Origin of the sequence: Micromonospora sp. NPDC005197, assembly GCF_040608295.1 — a bacterium.
Classification (GTDB): Bacteria; Actinomycetota; Actinomycetes; order Mycobacteriales; family Micromonosporaceae; genus Micromonospora.
The window spans coordinates 1-18559 of sequence record NZ_JBEXHY010000105.1 but is presented as its reverse complement, the minus strand read 5'-3'; the positions used below and the strand labels follow the sequence as shown (position 1 = coordinate 18559).

Genomic DNA, 18559 nt, shown 5'->3' with positions numbered 1-18559 from the left:
CGTCGCCGACCGTCTCGGCGGGGTTTACCTGGTTCTGGTAAGCGCGCACGACCCGGTCGCGATGCTGCGGCACCCGGCCGAGTGCCGCAGCCGTGGGTACGCCTTCGCGGCCGACCCCTCCCAGCAGCTCGCCCGGATGCCCGGCGAGGACGTGGTGGCGCTGATCGAGGGCGCCGAGTACCTGATGACCAACGACTACGAGAAGTCGCTGCTGCAGAGCAAGGCTCAGCTGACCGACGACCAACTGCTGGACCTGGTCAAGGTGCGGGTCACCACGCTGGGTAAGGACGGCGTGGAAATCGCCGGCCGCGGCATCGACCCGATCCACGTGCCCATCGCGCGGGAGATCCGGGCGGTCGACCCGACCGGGGTGGGCGACGGCTTCCGGGCCGGCTTCTTCACCGCGCTCTCCTGGGGCCTCGGCCTTGAGCGGGCCGCCCAGGTCGGCTCGCTGCTGGCCACGCTGGTCCTGGAGACGGTGGGCACCCAGGAGTACGACGTCCGCCGCGACCTGTTCGTCAAGCGCCTCGCCGAGTCCTACGGCGACACCGCCGCCGACGAGATCCGCCCCCACCTCCTCCCGTAACCCGACCCACCCCGCCTCACCCCGGCGATCTTGCACTTTCTGTCGCTGTTTCGCGGCTTCTGCGCGGTCTTGTCCGCGCAGCAACTGCAAGATCGCGGGGGTGAGGGATGGGTCAGTGGGTGCGGCGGATGTCGTAGGCGGGGCCGTCCGCGCCGGTCACCGCGCCGAGGAACTCCTGGCCGCGCATCCGGCACCAGGCGGGGATGTCCACCGCCGCGGCCGGGTCGTCGGCGAGCACCCGGACCACCGTGCCGACCGGCACCTGCGGCATCCGGCGGGCGGCCGCGATCACCGGCAGCGGGCAGCGTTGACCCCGGCAGTCGATCACCTCGTCCGGCATCGTCACAGTCCTACCACCCCGGCGTCGGCGCGCAGCCCGGCGACGATCCCGGGCAGCTCGGCGAGGAACCGCTCGACGTCGGACTCGGTCGTGTCCCGGTGCAGGCTGACCCGGACGTTGCCGTGCGAGAGCACCCCCATCGCCTCCAACACGTGCGACGGCCGCAGCGTGGACGACGTGCAGGACGAGCCGGACGACACCGCGAACCCCCGCCGGTCCAGCGCGTGCAGCAGCGTCTCGCCGTCGACGTACAGGCAGGAGAAGGTCACCAGGTGGGGCAGGCGCAGCACCGGGTCGCCGACCACCTCGACGTCGGGCACCTCCGCCGACACCCGCGCCCGGATCCGGTCCACCAGCGGCGCCAGCCGGGCCCGCTCGGCCGCGGCGTCGGCCGCCGCCGCGCGCAGGCTCGCCGCCGCCGCCACCACCGCGGGCAGGTTCACCGACCCGGGGGTACGCCCACCCTCCCGCTCGTCGGCCGGCCAGGGCGACTCCCAGCGGGTGCCCTTGCGGACCGCCAGCAGCCCCACCCCGGGCGGCCCGCCCCACTTGTGTGCGCTGGCGCTGAGCATCGACCAGCCGGCCGGCAGGGGCACCCGCCCGACCGACTGCGCCGCGTCGACGTAGAGCGGCACCCCGACGTCGGCGCAGACGGCCGCCGCCTCGGCGACCGGCTGCACGGTGCCCACCTCGTGACTGGCGGTGATCAGCGCGGCCAGCGCGACCCCGGGCGTCTGGACGGCCGTCGACCAGGCGGCCAGATCCAGCCGGCCCACCCGGTCGACCGGCACCGCGTGGGCGATGCCGCCGGCCGCGACGTGCCGCTCGGCGGCGTGCAGGACGGCGGAATGCTCGATCGCGGAGTGCACAAGCGCCGCCCCGGCCCGGTGCCGTCCCGCCAGGCCGCCGAGCACCGCGCCGTGGGCTGCCGTCGTACCGCTGCTGGTGAAGGACAGCTCGTCGGCGCGGACGCCGAGCGTCTGCGCGGACGCCTCGCGGGCGGCGTCGAGCAGTTGCCGCGCGCGGCGTGCCTGGCTGTAGAGCTTTCCCGGGTCGGCCCAGCCGTCTTCCAGAGCGGCCAGCAGCGCCTGCCGGGCGACCGGATGCAGCGGCGCGGCGGTCGCCGCGTCCAGGTAGACCGAGGAGGCGCTCACGGATCAGTACGCTATCGCGACGGTATGCCCAGGATCCCCCCGATGGGGGCGGACAGTGACCCCACCACGGCCGAGTCCGTCATGGTCGAGTAATCTGCGACCGTCGGTGACGCCTTTGCCGCCGGTGCTGAGGAAAGACGCACCGCGGCGCGCTAGGGAGGCAGGACCAGGTGGTCGCAAGGAGTTCGGAGGTACGGCCGTCGGCCGTACGGCACGGTGCTGCCCCAGGGGTCGGTGGACGCCGGGGACGCGGTGCTGGTCGGCTGGCCGGGCTCGGTCTCGGGGGCGTGGCTCTGCTGGTTCTGCTCACGGGCTGTGACGTGGGTCAGACGTTCGGCGGCTTCGGTTGGCCGCAGGGCGGCATCTCGGCCGAGTCGCACCGGATGTACGACCTGTGGATCGCCTCCTGCGTCGCCGCGCTCGCGGTCGGCGTCTTCGTGTGGGGCCTGATCTTCTGGTGTGTCGTGCGCTACCGCAAGCGCGGCAACGCGCTGCCGGTGCAGACCCGTTACAACCTGCCGATGGAGTTCCTCTACACCATCGCGCCGATCCTGATCGTCTCCGTGCTCTTCTACTACACGGCGATCGTGCAGACCGACGTCGACAAGCTGTCGAAGAACCCGGACGTCACGGTCGAGGTCGTCGCCTTCAAGTGGAACTGGCAGTTCAACTACCGCGACGGTCAGGGCACTGAGGCCCGCACCACCGCGTCGACGCTCGGCACCAGTGAGGTCATCCCGGTGCTCGTGCTGCCGACCAACCGGTCCATCCGGTTCGAGGAGACCAGCCGCGACGTCATCCACTCCTTCTGGGTGCCGGAGCTGCTGTTCAAGCGGGACGTCATGCCGGGCAAGATCCGCAACGTCTTCGAGGTCTCCAGCCTGGATGCCGAGGGCGCGTACGTCGGCCGTTGCGCCGAGCTGTGCGGCAGCTACCACGCGTTCATGAACTTCGAGCTGCGGGTGGTCTCGCCGGAGAAGTACGACCAGTTCCTCGCGGCCAAGCAGAGTGGCAAGTCGACTCAGGACGCGCTGGCCGCGATCGGCGAGCAGCCGTACGCGGAGACCACGCAGCCGTTCGACACCCGACGGACGCAGAGCAACTTCAACCCGGACGACGCTCCGGCCGGCACGGGAAGCTGAGGCAGCCGCATGAAGACCGAGTGGCGTATCTTCCTGATCATCGCCCTGTTCCTCTTCGGCGCAACCGTCCTCTACGGCGCCTGGACGCACGGTGAGTCCGGCAACATCGAGTGGGTGGGCACCGTCGCCCTGCTGCTGTCGTTCCTGCTCTGCTCGATGTGCGGCGGCTTCTTCTGGTTCGTCTCCCGCCGTATCGATCTGCGCCCGGAGGACCGGCCGGACGCTGAGATCTCCGACGGCGCCGGCGAGGTCGGCTTCTTCAGCCCGGGCAGCTACTGGCCGTTCGGTCTGGCGCTGGCCGCCGCGACCGCCGCGCTGGGCATGGTGTTCTGGCAGTTCTGGCTGATCGGCGCCGGCCTGTTGGCGGTCATCTTCGCCGCCTGCGGCCTGCTGTTCGAGTACTACACCGGCACCCGGCGCACCGCCGAGCACTGATCCACCCGGTCGCCGCGGCGCGACCGACCCCGTACCACCGAGAAGGCCCGCACCCCGTCGGGGGAGCGGGCCTTCGTCGTGGCGCACCGGGATGCCGTCACGTCGGCATTGTGGAGCCGATCGGGGCGGTGCGGGTCAGGCGGCGTGGCGGCGGGTGGGCTGGCGACGTCGGCGATCGGCCAGCCGGGTGACGGGGGCGGCGAATGTGGCGATCACCACGGCCGCGCCGCAACCGGTGCAGATCAGCTCGGGACAGTCGCTGCCGTGGCCGTCGACGCAGGGCGGCGCCTCGAACGGTGCCACGCCCTCGCAGACATCGCAGTAGAGATCGCGGTGCGACACGGGCGTCTCCTCTCACTCCAGGCGAACCGCCCCCGAAATGCGACAGCGACGCACAACGGAAGCGGAGAACTACTCGCCTGTAGTTTCCCACGCGGGTCCGACAAATCCCCGCGCCCGCCGGTCGGGCGCCGTTCCGCAGGCCCCGACGCCACCGGACGTGATCCACCCGACAGCAGTGAAGTCGGGGTATCCGGGCCGGCCGAACACCCCGGATTCCAGCAACCCGAGTCGATCACGCAGCACGCGCCTCCCGGGCCGGGGATCAGGCGGTGGTGGCGGTCTCGATCCAGCGGTCCAGAGTGGCCGCCGCAGCGCCCGAGTCGATGGAGTCGGCGGCGCGGTCCAGGCCGGCGCGCAGCGCCTCGGTCAGGTCGCCGTCCAGCGGACCCTGGGTCGCGAGCGCCGCCGCCGCGTTGACCAGCACCGCGTCGCGGACCGGGCCCGTCTCACCGGCCAGCAGGCGACGGGCCACGCCGGCGTTGTACGCGGCGTCACCGCCGCGCAGGTCGCCGAGGGTGGACCGGGGGACACCCAGGTCGGTCGCGTCCAGCACGGCCTCGCGTACGGTGCCGCCCTGCGCCGCCCACACCCGGGTCGGCGCGGCGGTGGTGAACTCGTCCAGCCCGTCCTCGCCGCGCATCACCAGCACCGAGTCGCCCCGGGCGGCGAACACGCCGGCCATCACCGACGCCATCCGTGCGTCGAAGCAGCCGACGGCGCCGGCGCGGGGGCGGGCCGGGTTGGTCAGCGGGCCGAGGAAATTGAACACGGTGGGCACGCCCAGCTCCCGGCGGACCGGCCCGGTGTGCCGCATCCCCGGGTGGAACCGGGCGGCGAAGCAGAACCCGATGCCGGCCTCGGTGACGCAGCGCACGATGGCGTCCGGGTCGAGGTCGAGCGGGACACCGAGGAACTCCAGCAGGTCGGCGGTGCCGCAGGAGGACGACGCGGCCCGGTTGCCGTGCTTGACCACCCGGACGCCGGCGCCCGCCACGACCAGCGCGGCCATGGTGGAGATGTTGACCGTGTGGGCGAGGTCACCGCCGGTGCCCACCACGTCCAGAGCGGTCGAGCGCAGGTCGTCAGGCAGGTCGACCGGGACGGCCCGGCTCAGCATGGTCTCCACCAGGCCGGCCAACTCGGCCGAGGTCTCGCCCTTGGCCCGTAGCGCCACGGCGAAGCCGGCGACCTGCGCGGCGCCCGCCGAGCCGGCCATGATCTCGCCCATGGCCCAGGCGGTGTCGGCGGTGGACAGCTCCTCGCCGCGCAGCAGCGAGTTGAGCAGGTGCGGCCAGGTCCGATCGCCCATGGCGGGCCTCCCGAGCGTACGAAGTGCGGGTGGGCTGGAATCGGCGCCGGCTGGTCCGGCGCCGTGTCGGTGCCGGAGAGCGGGGGACGTCAGGCGGGTGCGTGCGTCCGCAGCAGCTCGGCCACCGTGCTGCCGGTGGTCACCGGGTCGAGCGGGTGCACCAGCGTCGCGTCGACCTCGGCGTACGCGGCGAGCCATCGGTCCGCGGCGCGGGCGATCACCAGGCAGGTGGGCGGGGCGGCGTCGTCCCGATCGTCCTTGATCTGGCGGGCGATGCCGATGCCGCCGCCGGGGCTCGCCTCACCGTCGAGCACCAGCAGGTCGATCTCGTAGTCGTCGACCAGCCGGATGGTCTCGGCGTACGTCGACGCGTCGACGAACTCGATCTGCAGCCCGGGCGCGGGCCGGGTGCCGACAGCGAGCCGCATCCGGTCACGGACCTGCGGGTCGTCGCTGTAGAGCAGGACGGTGCACAGACGATCGCTCATGGCTGACAGGCTCCCACCTCGTAGCTGCCCGCCGATCGTACCGGTCGACGTGACGTAGCCGACATCCCGCCCGACGCTCGGCCGCTGGCGTACCGTCTGCGCAGCTCAGGTCGTCGCGGCGTCGGCGGCGCGCTCGCGGGCCTCCTGGCGGTCCAGCTCGCGGTCCACCCGGCGGGCCTCCCGCTCGGACTGCTTCACCCACTGCACGACCAGCACCGCGAGCATGGTCACACTGACGAACTCACCGCCGGCCCAGAGGATGCCGCCGGCGACCACCTGGTCGGCCTTGGGGTCGGACCAGCTCAGGTTGAGCGACGGGTACCAGTCGCCGCCGAACAGGGTGGTGCTCTGCATGATGGTGAGCCCGAGCACGGTGTGGAACGGCACGGAGAGCAGCATCAGCAGGGCCCGCGCCGGGTACGGCCAGCGGCCCGGGAGCGGGTCGAGGCCGAGCAGCGGCCAGAAGAACACGCAGCCGGTCATGATGAAGTGCGCGTGCACCAGCTCGTGTGCCCAGGCGTGTTCCAGGGTGAAGCGGTACAGGTCGCTGAAGTACAGCGCGAACGGGTTGACCACGAAGATGGCGAACGCCACCAGCGGGAAGCTGTAGACCCGGGCGACGCGGCTGTGCACGATCGCCAGGAGGCGCTTGCGCGGCCCGACGGGCAGGGTCCGCAGGGCCAGCGTCATCGGTGCGCCCAGCGCCAGGAAGATCGGCGACACCATGGAGAGCACCATGTGCTGGACCATGTGCACCGACAGCAGCGCGGTGTCGTAGGCGTGCAGCCCGCTGACCGTGACCAGCGCGATACCGCCGAGGCCGGGGCCGAGGAAGAACACCGTACGGGCGATCGGCCAGCGGTCCCCGCGGACGCGCAGCCGGTGCACCCCGTAGAGGTAGAGGCCGGCGGCGAGTACCAGGCCGAGGGCCAGCCAGCTGTCCAACCGGGTCTCGGTCAGCACCGCGCCGACGGTGAACGGTGGCGGGGTCGCCTCGGCCCCGGCGGCGAGCACCGACGGGCCAGCCGGAGTGGCCGCGAGCACATCGGCCGGGACGGCCGAGGTGGCGGCGAGGATCGGATCGACGTGCAGCACGCTTTTCAGGCTAGGCCAGGCGAACCGGACCCTGACGCCCGGGCCACGGAAGGCGCAGGTTTGCCACCCCGCTGATCGCCGGCCCCGGTCAGGGGCAATAATGACGGCGTGACTGCGGCCCCAGCCATTGACAAGAGCCGGATCCACTCTTTGACGCGACCCAACATGGTCAGCGTCGGGACGATCGTGTGGCTCTCCAGCGAACTCATGTTCTTCGCGGCGCTCTTCGCGATGTACTTCTCGATCCGCGCGGCTGCGCCGGAGCAGTGGGAGAAGCACACCGAGTCGCTGAACATCCCGTACGCGACCACCTTCACGGTGATCCTCGTGCTGTCCTCGGTGACCTGCCAGCTCGGCGTCTTCGCGGCGGAGAAGGGTGACGTGCACGCGCTGCGCCGCTGGTTCACCGTCACCTTCGTGATGGGCCTGATCTTCGTGCTCGGCCAGGTGAACGAGTACCGCCACCTGGTGGCGGACGGCGTCAAGATCAACGTTGACGGCTACGGCTCGATGTTCTACCTGACGACCGGCTTCCACGGCCTGCACGTGACCGGCGGTCTGATCGCCTTCATCATCTTCATGGTCCGCACGACCATGGGCCGGTTCACCCCGGCGCAGGCGACCTCGGCGATCGTCGTGTCGTACTACTGGCACTTCGTCGACGTCGTGTGGATCGGCCTGTACGCCATGATCTACTGGCTTCAGTGATCTTGGCGCGTCACGAACCGCGCCGCTGCTCCGTCCCCTGAGACAAGGTCCAACCGGTTAAGGACACAGCTCATGACTTCTGACAACGACCGCCGACGCGGCCTGCTCGCGCGGTTGCGCGGGCGGCCCGCCGCGCGCAGCAGGGGCCGCCGCCGGCTGGGCGCCGCGGTCCGGCTGTTCGCCGCGCTGATGCTCGCCGGCGGCGCCTACACCGTCTTCGCCCCCGGTGCCCAGGCGCAGGACAATCCGCCGCTGACCGGCGCCGCGGCCGAGGGCAAGGCGCTGTTCGACGTTAGCTGTGTGACCTGCCACGGACGCAACGCCCAGGGCGTCGAGGGCCGCGGGCCGAGCCTGATCGGCGTCGGCGCGGCCTCGGTCGAGTTCCAGGTCAGCTCGGGCCGTATGCCGCTGGCCCGCCAGGAGGCCCAGGCGCACCGCAAGCCGCCGGTCTTCACCGACGAGCAGACCCGTCAGCTCGGCCAGTACATCCAGGAGTTGGGTGGCGGCCCGATCGTCCCGGAGGGTGACGACCTCCGCGAGAACGGCAACGTCGCGGCCGGCGGGGAGCTCTTCCGGATCAACTGCTCGCAGTGCCACGCCTTCGGCGGTGGCGGTGGCGCGCTCTCGTCCGGCAAGTTCGCCCCGAGCCTGCACCCGGCGACCGACCGGCAGATCTACGCGGCGATGCTGAGCGGCCCGCAGAACATGCCGGTGTTCGGTGACAACCAGATCACGCCGGAGCAGAAGGCCGACATCATCGCCTACATCCAGGAGACGCTGAAGACCGACCAGGACCCGGGCGGGTTCAACCTCGGTCGGTACGGGCCGTCCACCGAGGGCCTGGCGATCTTCCTGGTTGGCATTGTGGCGCTCGTGTTCGCTAGCCTGTGGATTGCGGGTAAGTCGTGACCGAGCGGATCTTCAGATTCAGTGCCGTGGTGCCGCTCGGCGCCACCCGTAGCGAGGTGACGGCATGAGCACGCACACCGAGCACCAGGCCCCGCAGGGCCAGGAGCCGCTCGACGTGAACGACCCCCGGCTGACCCGGTTCGACATCGTCCGTGAGGGCGCGCGTCGGGACGACATCGAGATCGTGCACTACGAGCCGCAGGTGCTGCCCGGCACCAAGGCCGAGCGTCGGCTGACCCGGGTGGTGGCCGGCTTCTTCCTGATCACCGGCCTGGCGGCGACCGCGTTCCTGGCCATCTACATCTGGTGGCCGTGGCAGTACGCGCCGGGCCGCGGCGGCGACAAGTTCTACACGCCGCTGCTGGGCGCCACCCTCGGCATCGCGCTGCTCGCCGTCGGCTTCGGCATCCTGACCTGGGGCAAGAAGTTGCTGCCCAAGGAGGTCTCGATCCAGGACCGGCACGAGGGCGCGGTGGACGCCGACGGTCGCACCATCACCGGCCAGACCATGCTCTACATGGCCGACGAGCTGGGTGTGAAGCGTCGTCCCCTGCTCGGCATCTCGCTGCTGGCCGGTCTCGCGCCGGTCGCCGCGGTCGCGGCGGCGCCGCTGGTCGGCGGTCTGATCTCGCAGCCGCACAAGAACAACCAGATGTTCACCACCGGGTTCGCCACCGCCGAGGGCGGCGAGCGGATCCGCCTCGTGCGCGAGGACGGCCGCCCGGTGCGCCCGGCGGACATCAGCACCGGTGGTCAGCTGACGGTCTTCCCGGGCATCGAGCACGGTGTGAGCAACCGGCACGCCGACTCGCCGACGCTGCTGATCCACCTGCGTGACTCGGACGCGCAGGAGTCGCGCCGGGCCAACGAGCGGGTTGGCCACGGCGACTACATGTGGGGCAACTACGCGGCGTTCTCCAAGATCTGCACGCACGCCGGCTGCCCCGCGAGCCTGTTCGAGCAGCAGACCAACCGGCTGCTCTGCCCGTGCCACCAGTCCCAGTTCCTGATCACCGACAACGCCCGGCCCGTCTTCGGCCCCGCCAGCCGGCGGCTGCCGCAGCTGCCGATCGAGGTGGACTCCGAGGGCTTCTTCGTGGCGAAGTCCGACTACACCGAGACCGTCGGGCCTGATTTCTGGGAGCGGCCATGAAGCGTCGAAAGTTTGACCTGGCAGCCACGCCGGGCAAGGCCGCGGTGGGGGTGGACGACCGCTTCCAGGTGGCCACTCCGCTCCGTCGGCTGCTGAACAAGGTCTTCCCGGACCACTGGTCGTTCCTGCTGGGCGAGATCGCGCTGTTCTCGTTCATCGTGCTGCTCCTGACCGGTGTGTTCCTCACCTTCTTCTACGAGCCGGCGATGACCGAGGTGGTCTACGACGGCAGCTACGCGCCGTTGCAGGGCACGCCGATGTCCGCCGCGTACGCCTCCAGCCTGGACCTGTCGTTCGACGTCCGCGGCGGCCTGGTGATGCGGCAGATGCACCACTGGGCGGCGCTGCTGTTCATGGCCGCGATCGTCGTGCACATGCTGCGGGTGTTCTTCACCGGCGCATTCCGCAAGCCGCGCGAGACCAACTGGATCATCGGCTCGCTGCTGTTCTGGGTCGGCTTCCTGGCCGGCTTCACCGGCTACTCGCTGCCGGACGACGGTCTGTCCGGCACCGGCCTGCGGATCGCCTCGGCGATCATGCTGTCCATCCCGGTGATCGGCTCCTGGCTCACGTCGTCGATCTTCGGTGGCGAGTTCCCCGGCACGATCATCATCAGCCGGTTCTTCATCGCCCACGTCCTGCTGATCCCGGGTCTGCTGCTCGCGCTGATCAGCGCCCACCTGGGCCTGGTCTTCAAGCAGAAGCACACCCAGTGGCCCGGCCCCGGCCGGACCAACGGCAACGTGGTCGGCGAGCGGATGTTCCCCCGCTACGCGCTGAAGCAGGGCGGCTTCTTCATGGTCGTCTTCGGCGTCATCGCGCTGCTGGGCGGTCTGTTCCAGATCAACCCGATCTGGCTGTTCGGCCCGTACGAGGCCTGGGTGGTCTCGGCCGCCAGCCAGCCCGACTGGTACGTCATGTTCCTCGACGGCTCGACCCGACTCATGCCGGCCTGGGAAATCAACATCCCGATCGGCGACCACTACGTCATCCCGCCGTTGTTCTGGCCGACGGTCGTGCTGCCCGGCATCCTGGTTGGCCTGTCGACGATGTACCCGTTCCTGGAGGCCCGGCACCTCAAGGACCGCAAGAGCCACAACCTGCTCCAGCGGCCCCGCGACGTTCCGGCCCGTACGGCCGTCGGCGCCATGGCCGTCTCCTTCTACGTCGTCTTGACGCTCTCGGGCGCCAACGACGTGATCGCCGACAAGTTCCAGATCAGCCTGAACGCGATGACCTGGGCGGGCCGGGTCGGCCTGCTGGTGGTCCCGCCGCTGGCGTACTACGTCACCTACCGGCTCTGCCTGGGTCTGCAGCAGCACGACCGGGAGGTGCTCGCGCACGGCGTGGAGACCGGCATCATCCGGCGCCTGCCGGACGGCCGGTTCGTCGAGGTGCACCAGCCGCTCAGCGCGGCGAACGGGCACGCGGACGGTCACGGTGAGCTGGACTACGTCGGCTGGGTGGTGCCGAAGAAGATGAACCGGCTCGGGGCCCTCGGCCCGGCGGTCCGGGGCTTCTTCTACCCGATCGAGAAGCCGGTCGAGGCGCCGGTCTCGCCGGGTCACCCGCCGGTCGAGCCCCGGCCCGAGCGCGCGGAGATCGGCAGCGGCGAGAGCCGCCACTGACCTCCCGACAGCACCGTCACGTGGCGCCCGCCGGACTTCCGGCGGGCGCCACGTCGTTGTCGGTGTCCCGTCGCCCATCCGAGCAGGAGTCGGACGGCCACGGCGGGACCGGTCGACCCCGCGCGTCGGGCGATCGCAGGAATAACCCCCGTGAGCCGGGTATCCGTGCGGTCCAACGTCTCAAGGGGGGGAAGCATGTTGGGTCTCAAACGCCTCGGCCTGTTGGCCGCGCTGGTGCTGGTAGGCGTCGCGCCGGCTGCGGCCGCGCAGGCCGCGGCACAGCCGTCGACGCAGGACACCCAGTATCTGCAGGCGCTGCACCAGGTGAACCTGTTCGAGATCACCGCCGGTGACCTGGCTCAGCAGAAGGGCCAGAACCAGGGGGTCAAGGACCTGGGCGCGATGTTCAAGACCGACCACACCCAGCTGGACCAGACGGTGCAGCAGACCGCGTCCCAGCTCAAGGTCGAACTGCCGAACGAGCCCACGACCGACCAGCAGGCGGTCATCGACAAGCTGAACAACGTCAGCGGCGCGGAGTTCGACCGGCTCTGGGTGACCAGTGAGCTGGCCGGTCACGTCCAGGCCATCCAGGCCACCCAGACGGAGATCTCGCAGGGCTCCGAGCAGTCGGTGGTCCAGTTGGCTCAGACCGCTCTGCCGACGCTGCAGACGCACTACGACGAGCTGGTCCAGCTCGCCAACCAGTTGGGCATCCCGGTCCCGCAGGCCAGCGCCAGCGGTACGCCCAGCCCGGGTACCTCGTCGCAGGCTCCGGGTGGCACCACCGAGTCGCCCGCTCCGGGTGGCATCACCGAGTCCCCGGAACCGGGCCTCGGCACCACCGAGCGGCCCGCGCCCAGCGAAAGCTGACGTAGCGGCAGCAGACGGCCGGTCCACCCGCGCGGGTGGACCGGCCGCGCCGCGTCCGGCGTCGGCCGTGCACGCGGCCCGGCGGGTCAGTCGGCGTCGGCGAGGCCGATCGCGAACGTCTCCTCAAGGTCGAGCTGGGAGTACGCCCGGAACGCGATGTGCGACTCCGTGTTCAGCACACCCGGCACCTTGGAGATGCTGCCCGCGATGACCTGTGCGATCTGGTCGAACTCGCGGACCCGGACGATGGCGATGAGGTCGACGTGCCCGGCCACCGAGTAGACCTCGCTGACGCCGGTGACATTGGCGAGGGCCTCCGCCACCTCGGGGATCGCGTCGGTGGCGCAGTCGATCAGCACGATCGCGGTGATCACGGGGCAATTCTCCGTTCGTCGGCGTCGTTGCCCATGCTAGATGTTCCCGACGGGACCGGGGTCGGGTGCACCCGGCACCCGTCCTCGCGAGGCCGTCCTCCCGCGCCCGTCCTCCCGCGCCCGTCGCCGTTGCTCGGTGTCGGGTGCCCGGCGCTGTCGCCATCAGCCGTCGCTTCAGGTATGCCCACGGCTTGGGCAGGCGTGTCGCCAACGAGCGGTATACCTGTGAGTCATATTTATGACCCACAGGTATACCGCTAACACGAATCATCCCGCCGACGCGCCGACGCGGGTCAGCCGTGCTGGGCGGCTTGGACGGTGCCGGCGTCCCCGAACCGGATCGCGTCGTGCAGCCGTTCGCCGCTGCGCACGAGGGCGCCGGGCCAGACCACGGTGCGGCGCACGTCGCCGTCGACCCGTGCGCCCGCGCCGACCACCGACTCCACGCAGCGCCCGGTCACCGTGGCGGCCGGGTCGACCAGTACGTCGCCGCTCGCGGCGTGCAGGTTGGCCGCCAGGTAGTCGGCGGGGGTGCCGGTGTCGTAGAAGGTGCCCGGGTAGGGCACCACCTCCAGCGCGCCGGCCGCCTCGGCCGGCCGCCACACCGCGCGTACCAGGTCGGAGAAGACCACCGGCAGGTCGCGGACCAGCCGCCACGGCAGCAGCGAGAACCCCGTGAAGCAGTGCCCGGCGAAGGTGCCGGGCGCCCTCGGGTCGGTGGCGGGCTGCCCGAGCAGGCGTACGGACTTCCCGTCCCAGCCGTCCAGCAGCGCGGCCACGTCGGGGCCCGGGGGAGTGGCCGGGTCGGCCAGGTACGCGTCGGCGTTGCCGACCAGCACCGGCCGGCCGCCGATCCAGTCCCGCAGGTTGGCCACCCCACCGGCGGTGCCGAGCGGGTCACCGGGCTCCACCGACAGGTGGGCGCGATCGCCGACGTGCGCGACCACCTGGTCGGCGAGGTAGCAGGCGTTCACCGCGACGCGTGCGGGGCCGCTCAGGCCGAGGCCGGCCAGGCGGGCCAGCGCCCGGTCCAGCAGTGCCACGTTGCCGACCGGGCAGAGCGCCTTGGGCACCCGTGCGGTGAGCGGGCGCAGCCGGGTGCCCTCACCCGCGGCGAGCACGACCGCGCAGAGGTCCGCCGGCCCGCCCGCTTCGCTCACGGCGCGGTGTCGGGCACCGGAGGCGGGAACTGCCCGGCCAGCGGCCCGATGTCGTAGTAGGCGAGCAGCCGGGCCGTCGGCCAGGTCAGCTTGGGCAGGTCGTCCAGCGGATGCCAGGCGGCCTCGAAGACCTCCGCGCCGTCGACCGCCAGTTCGGTGCTGGACGCCGGCACCTCGGTCTCGAAGACCATGTCCACCCAGCCCTTGGCGTGCACGATCGCGTTCGGCACCGCCGGGCGCAGCCGGGACGGTGGCAGCCGGATGCCGGACTCCTCGAACAGTTCGCGGACCGCGCCCACGACCGGAGGCTCGGCCCGGTTGAGCAGGCCGGCGGGCAGCGACCAGCCCTTGCCGGGGGGCTGGCGCAGCATCAGCAGTCGGCCCGCGCCCGTCGCCTCGGAGTCACGGACCAGGGTGACCGCCCCGACGATGTACTTGGGCACGGCCAGCTTGACCAGGCGACGGCGCACCGGCAGCGGCAATCGGTAGAAGGCCTGGTAGAAGATGGCCCGACCGGTGGCGCGGGAACGGGGGATCATGACCCCAGGCTAGTGGTCACGAATGTCCTTCGGACGCGCTGGGGCCGGGCGGGTCACTGTCGATGGTCGACCAGGTCGATGAGCTGGCGTACCACGGTGTCCGGTTCGATCACCCGGTCGAAGACCGCGACCAGCAGGGTCTCCAGGTCGGGATAGCCCAGCTCCTCGGAGAGCCGCAGCAGCGGCAGGTCACTGGCGAGGCCGCGGTTGTGCTGGCGCAGGGCGAGCCCGATGGTGGCCCGACCGAGGCGGACCTTGTCGCTGATCGTGATGCCCGGCTCGGTGTGCTCGGCGAACCACCTGTTGATCTGCATCTGCGCGTGCGGCGACTTGACGAAGCCCAGCCACTCCTTGCGCGGGCCGCGTGGCGCTACGCCGGCCTCGAAGCCGTTGTCGCCGTCGTTCTCGGTGAAGATCTCCACCACGTCGCCCTCGTCCAGCTCCGAGCTCAGCGGCGCGAGCCGGCCGTTGATCCGGGCGGCGAGGCAGTGGTCGCCCCGCTGGCTGCCCAGCTCGTACGCCAGGTCGACAGGTGTGGCGCCGGCCGGCAGCACCACCTGACGCCCGTCGGCGAAGACCTGGATCTGGCCCTCGGCGAGGTCGCAGCGCAGCGACTCGTAGAACTGTGCCGGGTCGGCGGCGTCCGGCTCCCAGTCGAGCACGCGGCGCAGCCAGTCCAACTGCTCGGCCCGGGCCGCCGCGCTGCCGCTGCCCGAGCGCGGGAAGCGGAAGTCGGCGGCGATGCCGTACTCGGCCGAGCGGTGCATCTCCTCGGTGCGGATCAGCACCTCCACCGTGCGGTCCTGCGGGCCGCAGACGCTGGTGTGCAGCGAGCGGTAGAGGTTGTTCTTCGGTGAGGCGATGAAGTCCTTGAAACGGCCCGGGATCGGCCGCCACGTGCCGTGGATCGCGCCCAGCGCGGCGTAACAGTCGGTGGCCGGGCCGTCGACCACCACCGAGATGCGGGGCAGGTCGTACGGGGCGGTGTGGCCGCCGGCGATGGTGTCCTTCCAGATCGAGTAGAGGTGCCGGGGGCGCGGGCTCACCTCGGCGTCGACCCGGCTGCGGCGCAGCGCCACCCGGGCCCGTGTCACCACCGCGTCGAGGTAGGAGTCCCAGCCGGGCCGATCGTGCACGTGCCGGGCCAGCCGGGCGTGCTCCTCGGGCTCCAGGTGCAGCAGCACCACGTCGTCCAGCTCGCGCTTGAGGGTCTGGATGCCCAGCCGGTCGCAGAGCGGGACCAGCACCTCCTGGGTCTTGCGGGCGATCCGTTCCCGGGACGCCGCGGAGCGCACTCCGAGTGTGCGCATGTTGTGCAGCCGGTCGGCCAGCTTGATGATCAGCACCCGGACGTCCTTGGCGGCCGCGACGATCATCTTGCGGATCGTCTCCGCCTCGGCGGCCTTGCCGTAGAACGCCTTGTCGAACTTCGTCACCCCGTCGACCAGGTGGGCCACCTCGCCGCCGAAGTCCTCCGACAGCGCCTGGAGCGTGTAGCGGGTGTCCTCGACCGTGTCGTGCAGCAGCGCCGCCACCAGGGTCGTGGTGTCCATGCCCAGCTCGGCGCAGATCTGCGCCACCGCGAGGGGGTGGGTGATGTACGGTTCCCCGCTCTTGCGGAACTGGCCGCGGTGCATGTTCTCCGCGATCGTGTACGCCCGGCGCAGCACGGCGGGGTCGGTGCCCGCGTGGATGCCCCGATGGGTGCGGACCAGGTGCGTGACCGGGTCGGAGTCGGTGGTCGGCCAGGTCAGCAACGACCGCAGTCGGCGGGTCAGGGGCAGCTCACCAGACCGGGTCGGCAGGGCGCCCCCCAGGGCGGCGCCGTGTCCGGCGTCGACGTCCACGAGGGACACCTCCTCACCCCGGCTCCGCGACCGCCGGACCGGGCGATCGGGAGCAGGCCCACGAAACGGGCAGGACTGCACTTCTCTAACAGCCTAAGGGAGTCGACGTAGTCCGATCGGTCAGTTGGTCATGAGCGTTCGGTCGAGAGTTGGTGCGACGCCCCGCTCTCGGCCTTCGCCAGCAGGTCACGGAAGCGGCCCGCCCCGCCCGCCGGCGAGGCCCAACCGGACGACATCTCGACCAGCCGGGTCTCCGGCCGCTCCAACCAGGACAGGATGCGCTCGGATTCCTCCGCCGTGGCCGACGGCACCGGGCCGTGCCCGCCCGACACCGTCTCGGCGGTGGCGCGGATGGCGTTCAGCGTGGGTCGCGGGTGGACGCCGGGCGGCGACACCCCGGCTCCGGCCAGGCGACCGTGCCGGACCAGGGCCAGCTCCCAGCCGCCCCGGGCGGCCGGTCGGGCGGCGGCCAGCTCCACGATCCCGGTCAGCGCCGCCAGCCGCTGCATCCGCACGGTGGCGCGCAGCACGGCGGCCAGCCGGGACCGCACCACGGCGGCCTCCTCGTAGCGCTGGTCGGCCGCGAGCACGTCGATCCGGGCCAGCAGCGCGTCCACCACCGGCTGTGGGTCGCTGGCGGTCGCGGTGCGGAACGGCCCGGCTGCTCTGTCGTCGTACTCCTCTGGAGTGATCTTGTGTTCGCAGGGCGCCGGGCAGCGACCCAGCTCGGCCAGCGCGCAGGCCGGCGTGACGGTGCGCAGCGAGAGCCGGTGCGTGCACTGGCGCAGCGGCACCGCGTCGTGGAAGCCGGCGGCGGCCAGCTCGGCGGCCCGCCGGGAGGTGAAGGGCCCGAGGTAGGCGGTGTCCGTGGGGGACAGATCCCGGACGATCGACAACCGGGGGTACGGCCCGTCGGTCAGCTTGAGCCAGACCATCCGCTCCGGGTATTTCGACCGCCTGTTGTACGGCGGGGCGTGCGCGGCGATCAACCGCAGCTCGCGGACCTCCGCCTCCAGCGAGTGGGCGCACTCCACCGCCTCGACCCGCTCGGCCGCGCCCAACATCTCGGAGATCCGGGCGCGCTTCTCACCGGCGGTGAAGTAGCTGCGCACCCGGGTGGCGATGTCGCCCGAGGTGCCGACGTAGAGCGGCCGGTCGTCGGCGGCCCGGAAGATGTAGACCCCCGGCACCCTGGGCAGCCCCTCGGCCAGGTGGCGCTTGCGGCGCTGCGTCGGGGTGACCGCGCGGGCGAACTCGATGGCGTCGCCGACGGTGTCCACCCGGTGCCCGCCGAGCCGGCCGATCAGACCGTGCAGCACGTCGACGGTGGCCTTCGCGTCGTCGAGCGCCCGGTGGGTGGGCTGGGTGGCGGTGCGGAAGTAGGCGGCCAGGGTGCCCAGCTTGCGGTTGGGCACCTCGTCGCGGGTCAGCACCCGCCGGGCCAACGCCGCCGTGTCCAGCACGCGCGGGTTGGGCCAGCGGTGCCCGTGCTTCGCGCAGGCGGCCTTGAGGAACCCCACGTCGTACGGGGCGTTGTGGGCGACCAGCACCGCGTCGGCGATGAACTCCAGGAAGCTGGGCAGCACCTGCTCGATCGGCGGCGCCAGCACCAGCATGGCCTGGGTGATCCCGGTCAGCACGGTGATGAACGGCGGAATCGGCTGCCCCGGGTTGACCAGGGTGGCCAGCTCGCCCAGCTGCTCGCCACCGCGCACCTTGACCGCGCCGATCTCGGTGATGCCGCCGCCGTCGGGCGCGCCGCCGGTGGTCTCCAGGTCGACCACCACGAAGGTCGTCGCGTACAGCGGCAGGGCCGGGTCCACCCCGCCCACCGCCGGGTCGAGACCGGCCAGTGACTCCTGGACGTACTCCGCCTGTGCCATCGGCGGCACGCTAGCGCCCCGGTCCGACACTCCCGTCGCAGCCGTCCCAGCAGTCACCATGGGGCTAGGATGAGAGATCGGCTCACTCACCGGGCGGTGGGCCCGGTCGCGGTGGGAGACTTGCCACATGCCCCTCACCGAGCCGTACGACGACCACCTCCCGCAGGAGGATCCGGTCGGGGGCGGCGGTGCCGTGGGCGACCCGGACAGCAGTGACACACCTGCCGATTCGGGTGCCGATCCGGCGGTCGAGCCGGAGCCGACGCTGCCCGAGCCGGTCCGGCAGCGGATCGTGGCGCTGACCGCCACCGTGCTGCCCACCCTGCCCGCCGACGAGGTGCCGGTGCCGCTGCGCCGGGTGGCCAAGTTCGCCCCCAACCGACGGGCCCGGCTCGGCACCCCGGCCATCGCCGCCCAGCTCACCGCCGACCCGCTGTTTCGGCAAAGGGTCACCGCCCGGGTGCTTGCCGACGCCGGTGACCTCGGCGCGGCCGTGGTCGAGGGCACCGCGCCGGCCGCCGCCGACCCGGTCGAGGTGGCCGCGCTGGCCTACCTGGCCCGACCCCGCGGCTGGCGGGAGCTGATCGACGCCAG

Annotated in this window: 19 protein-coding genes and 1 pseudogene; 9 read left to right on the top strand and 11 right to left on the bottom strand. The window is 71.7% G+C overall.

Translation table 11 applies throughout. The annotated features are described in order from the left end of the window. On the top strand, positions 1 to 586 hold a 586-nt coding region (locus ABZU46_RS25120; protein ID WP_354861574.1), incomplete at its 5' end, for a PfkB family carbohydrate kinase. Between the two features lie 112 nt (positions 587 to 698). On the opposite strand, the gene ABZU46_RS25115 is transcribed toward ABZU46_RS25120, so the two are convergent. Beyond that, positions 699 to 932, bottom strand: coding sequence for a sulfurtransferase TusA family protein (locus tag ABZU46_RS25115; protein WP_354861572.1), 234 nt, complete (start codon positions 930 to 932; stop codon positions 699 to 701). Next, a complete protein-coding gene (locus ABZU46_RS25110) occupies positions 929 to 2080 on the bottom strand; it encodes an aminotransferase class V-fold PLP-dependent enzyme (protein ID WP_354861571.1) in 1152 nt (383 codons plus the stop codon). Before ABZU46_RS25110 ends, ABZU46_RS25115 begins: the two co-directional genes overlap by 4 nt. 170 nt (positions 2081 to 2250) lie before the next feature. Between ABZU46_RS25110 and coxB the strand changes: the two genes are divergently transcribed. Together coxB and ABZU46_RS25100 are read left to right on the top strand one after the other, a co-directional pair. Continuing rightward, positions 2251 to 3222 (top strand): cytochrome c oxidase subunit II, encoded by a 972-nt coding sequence (coxB, locus tag ABZU46_RS25105; RefSeq protein ID WP_354861569.1) that lies wholly within the window; start codon positions 2251 to 2253, stop codon positions 3220 to 3222. 9 nt (positions 3223 to 3231) lie between these two features. Continuing rightward, positions 3232 to 3657, top strand: a complete 426-nt coding sequence (locus tag ABZU46_RS25100; protein WP_354861567.1) for a cytochrome c oxidase subunit 4 — start codon at positions 3232 to 3234, stop codon at positions 3655 to 3657. 135 nt (positions 3658 to 3792) lie between these two features. On the opposite strand, the gene ABZU46_RS25095 is transcribed toward ABZU46_RS25100, so the two are convergent. From ABZU46_RS25095 to ABZU46_RS25080, 4 genes are all read right to left on the bottom strand, one after another. Beyond that, positions 3793 to 3999: a hypothetical protein gene (locus tag ABZU46_RS25095; protein ID WP_354861566.1), complete on the bottom strand. Its 207-nt coding sequence runs from the start codon at positions 3997 to 3999 to the stop codon at positions 3793 to 3795. 262 nt (positions 4000 to 4261) lie between these two features. Beyond that, positions 4262 to 5308, bottom strand: a complete 1047-nt coding sequence (gene trpD, locus ABZU46_RS25090) for an anthranilate phosphoribosyltransferase (RefSeq protein ID WP_354861565.1) — start codon at positions 5306 to 5308, stop codon at positions 4262 to 4264. 89 nt (positions 5309 to 5397) lie between these two features. After that, positions 5398 to 5796: a hypothetical protein gene (locus ABZU46_RS25085; protein ID WP_354861563.1), complete on the bottom strand. Its 399-nt coding sequence runs from the start codon at positions 5794 to 5796 to the stop codon at positions 5398 to 5400. Positions 5797 to 5901: 105 nt separating this feature from the next. Next, entirely contained in the window at positions 5902 to 6891 is a 990-nt protein-coding gene (locus ABZU46_RS25080; protein ID WP_354861561.1) for a cytochrome c oxidase assembly protein, read from the bottom strand. Between the two features lie 108 nt (positions 6892 to 6999). Between ABZU46_RS25080 and ABZU46_RS25075 the strand changes: the two genes are divergently transcribed. The 5 genes from ABZU46_RS25075 to ABZU46_RS25055 all read left to right on the top strand — a co-directional run bounded on the left by ABZU46_RS25075 (position 7000) and on the right by ABZU46_RS25055 (position 12162). Further along, positions 7000 to 7599: a heme-copper oxidase subunit III gene (locus ABZU46_RS25075; RefSeq protein WP_354861560.1), complete on the top strand. Its 600-nt coding sequence runs from the start codon at positions 7000 to 7002 to the stop codon at positions 7597 to 7599. A gap of 72 nt (positions 7600 to 7671) precedes the next feature. Beyond that, positions 7672 to 8508 carry a cytochrome c gene (locus tag ABZU46_RS25070; RefSeq protein WP_354861559.1) on the top strand — a complete coding sequence of 279 codons (837 nt, stop codon included), beginning with the start codon at positions 7672 to 7674 and terminating at the stop codon, positions 8506 to 8508. 64 nt (positions 8509 to 8572) lie between these two features. Then, positions 8573 to 9661, top strand: a complete 1089-nt coding sequence (locus ABZU46_RS25065) for a Rieske 2Fe-2S domain-containing protein (protein WP_354861557.1) — start codon at positions 8573 to 8575, stop codon at positions 9659 to 9661. After that, positions 9658 to 11289, top strand: coding sequence for a cytochrome b N-terminal domain-containing protein (locus tag ABZU46_RS25060; protein WP_354861555.1), 1632 nt, complete (start codon positions 9658 to 9660; stop codon positions 11287 to 11289). Before ABZU46_RS25065 ends, ABZU46_RS25060 begins: the two co-directional genes overlap by 4 nt. Positions 11290 to 11484: 195 nt before the next feature. Next, positions 11485 to 12162: a DUF4142 domain-containing protein gene (locus tag ABZU46_RS25055; RefSeq protein WP_354861553.1), complete on the top strand. Its 678-nt coding sequence runs from the start codon at positions 11485 to 11487 to the stop codon at positions 12160 to 12162. A gap of 86 nt (positions 12163 to 12248) precedes the next feature. On the opposite strand, the gene ABZU46_RS25050 is transcribed toward ABZU46_RS25055, so the two are convergent. The 5 genes from ABZU46_RS25050 to ABZU46_RS25030 form a co-directional block, all read right to left on the bottom strand. After that, positions 12249 to 12536 (bottom strand): Lrp/AsnC ligand binding domain-containing protein, encoded by a 288-nt coding sequence (locus ABZU46_RS25050; protein WP_354861552.1) that lies wholly within the window; start codon positions 12534 to 12536, stop codon positions 12249 to 12251. Between the two features lie 293 nt (positions 12537 to 12829). Further along, on the bottom strand, positions 12830 to 13696 hold the full coding sequence (locus tag ABZU46_RS25045; RefSeq protein ID WP_354861550.1) for a sugar phosphate nucleotidyltransferase: 867 nt from the start codon (positions 13694 to 13696) through the stop codon (positions 12830 to 12832). Next, a complete protein-coding gene (locus ABZU46_RS25040; protein WP_354861549.1) occupies positions 13693 to 14235 on the bottom strand; it encodes an NUDIX domain-containing protein in 543 nt (180 codons plus the stop codon). The genes ABZU46_RS25045 and ABZU46_RS25040 overlap by 4 nt, the downstream gene beginning before the upstream one ends. Before the next feature lie 53 nt (positions 14236 to 14288). Then, the gene (locus ABZU46_RS25035) at positions 14289 to 16082 is read right to left on the bottom strand and encodes an HD domain-containing protein (RefSeq protein ID WP_354861576.1); all 1794 of its coding nucleotides are present in this window, start codon (positions 16080 to 16082) and stop codon (positions 14289 to 14291) included. A gap of 128 nt (positions 16083 to 16210) precedes the next feature. Then, entirely contained in the window at positions 16211 to 17965 is a 1755-nt protein-coding gene (locus tag ABZU46_RS25030; RefSeq protein ID WP_354861548.1) for a DEDD exonuclease domain-containing protein, read from the bottom strand. Between the two features lie 127 nt (positions 17966 to 18092). Here ABZU46_RS25030 and ABZU46_RS25025 point away from each other — a divergent pair. Then, positions 18093 to 18559 (top strand): annotated as a pseudogene (locus ABZU46_RS25025) (hypothetical protein); the annotation flags it as partial.

Coding starts and splice junctions, on each gene's coding strand:
- ABZU46_RS25100 (WP_354861567.1), top strand. CDS start 3,232: ATGAAGACCGAGTGGCGTATCTTCCTGATCATCGCCCTGTTCCTCTTC.
- trpD (WP_354861565.1), bottom strand. CDS start 5,308: ATGGGCGATCGGACCTGGCCGCACCTGCTCAACTCGCTGCTGCGCGGC.
- ABZU46_RS25085 (WP_354861563.1), bottom strand. CDS start 5,796: ATGAGCGATCGTCTGTGCACCGTCCTGCTCTACAGCGACGACCCGCAG.
- ABZU46_RS25070 (WP_354861559.1), top strand. CDS start 7,672: ATGACTTCTGACAACGACCGCCGACGCGGCCTGCTCGCGCGGTTGCGC.
- ABZU46_RS25065 (WP_354861557.1), top strand. CDS start 8,573: ATGAGCACGCACACCGAGCACCAGGCCCCGCAGGGCCAGGAGCCGCTC.
- ABZU46_RS25060 (WP_354861555.1), top strand. CDS start 9,658: ATGAAGCGTCGAAAGTTTGACCTGGCAGCCACGCCGGGCAAGGCCGCG.
- ABZU46_RS25055 (WP_354861553.1), top strand. CDS start 11,485: ATGTTGGGTCTCAAACGCCTCGGCCTGTTGGCCGCGCTGGTGCTGGTA.
- ABZU46_RS25040 (WP_354861549.1), bottom strand. CDS start 14,235: ATGATCCCCCGTTCCCGCGCCACCGGTCGGGCCATCTTCTACCAGGCC.
- ABZU46_RS25030 (WP_354861548.1), bottom strand. CDS start 17,965: ATGGCACAGGCGGAGTACGTCCAGGAGTCACTGGCCGGTCTCGACCCG.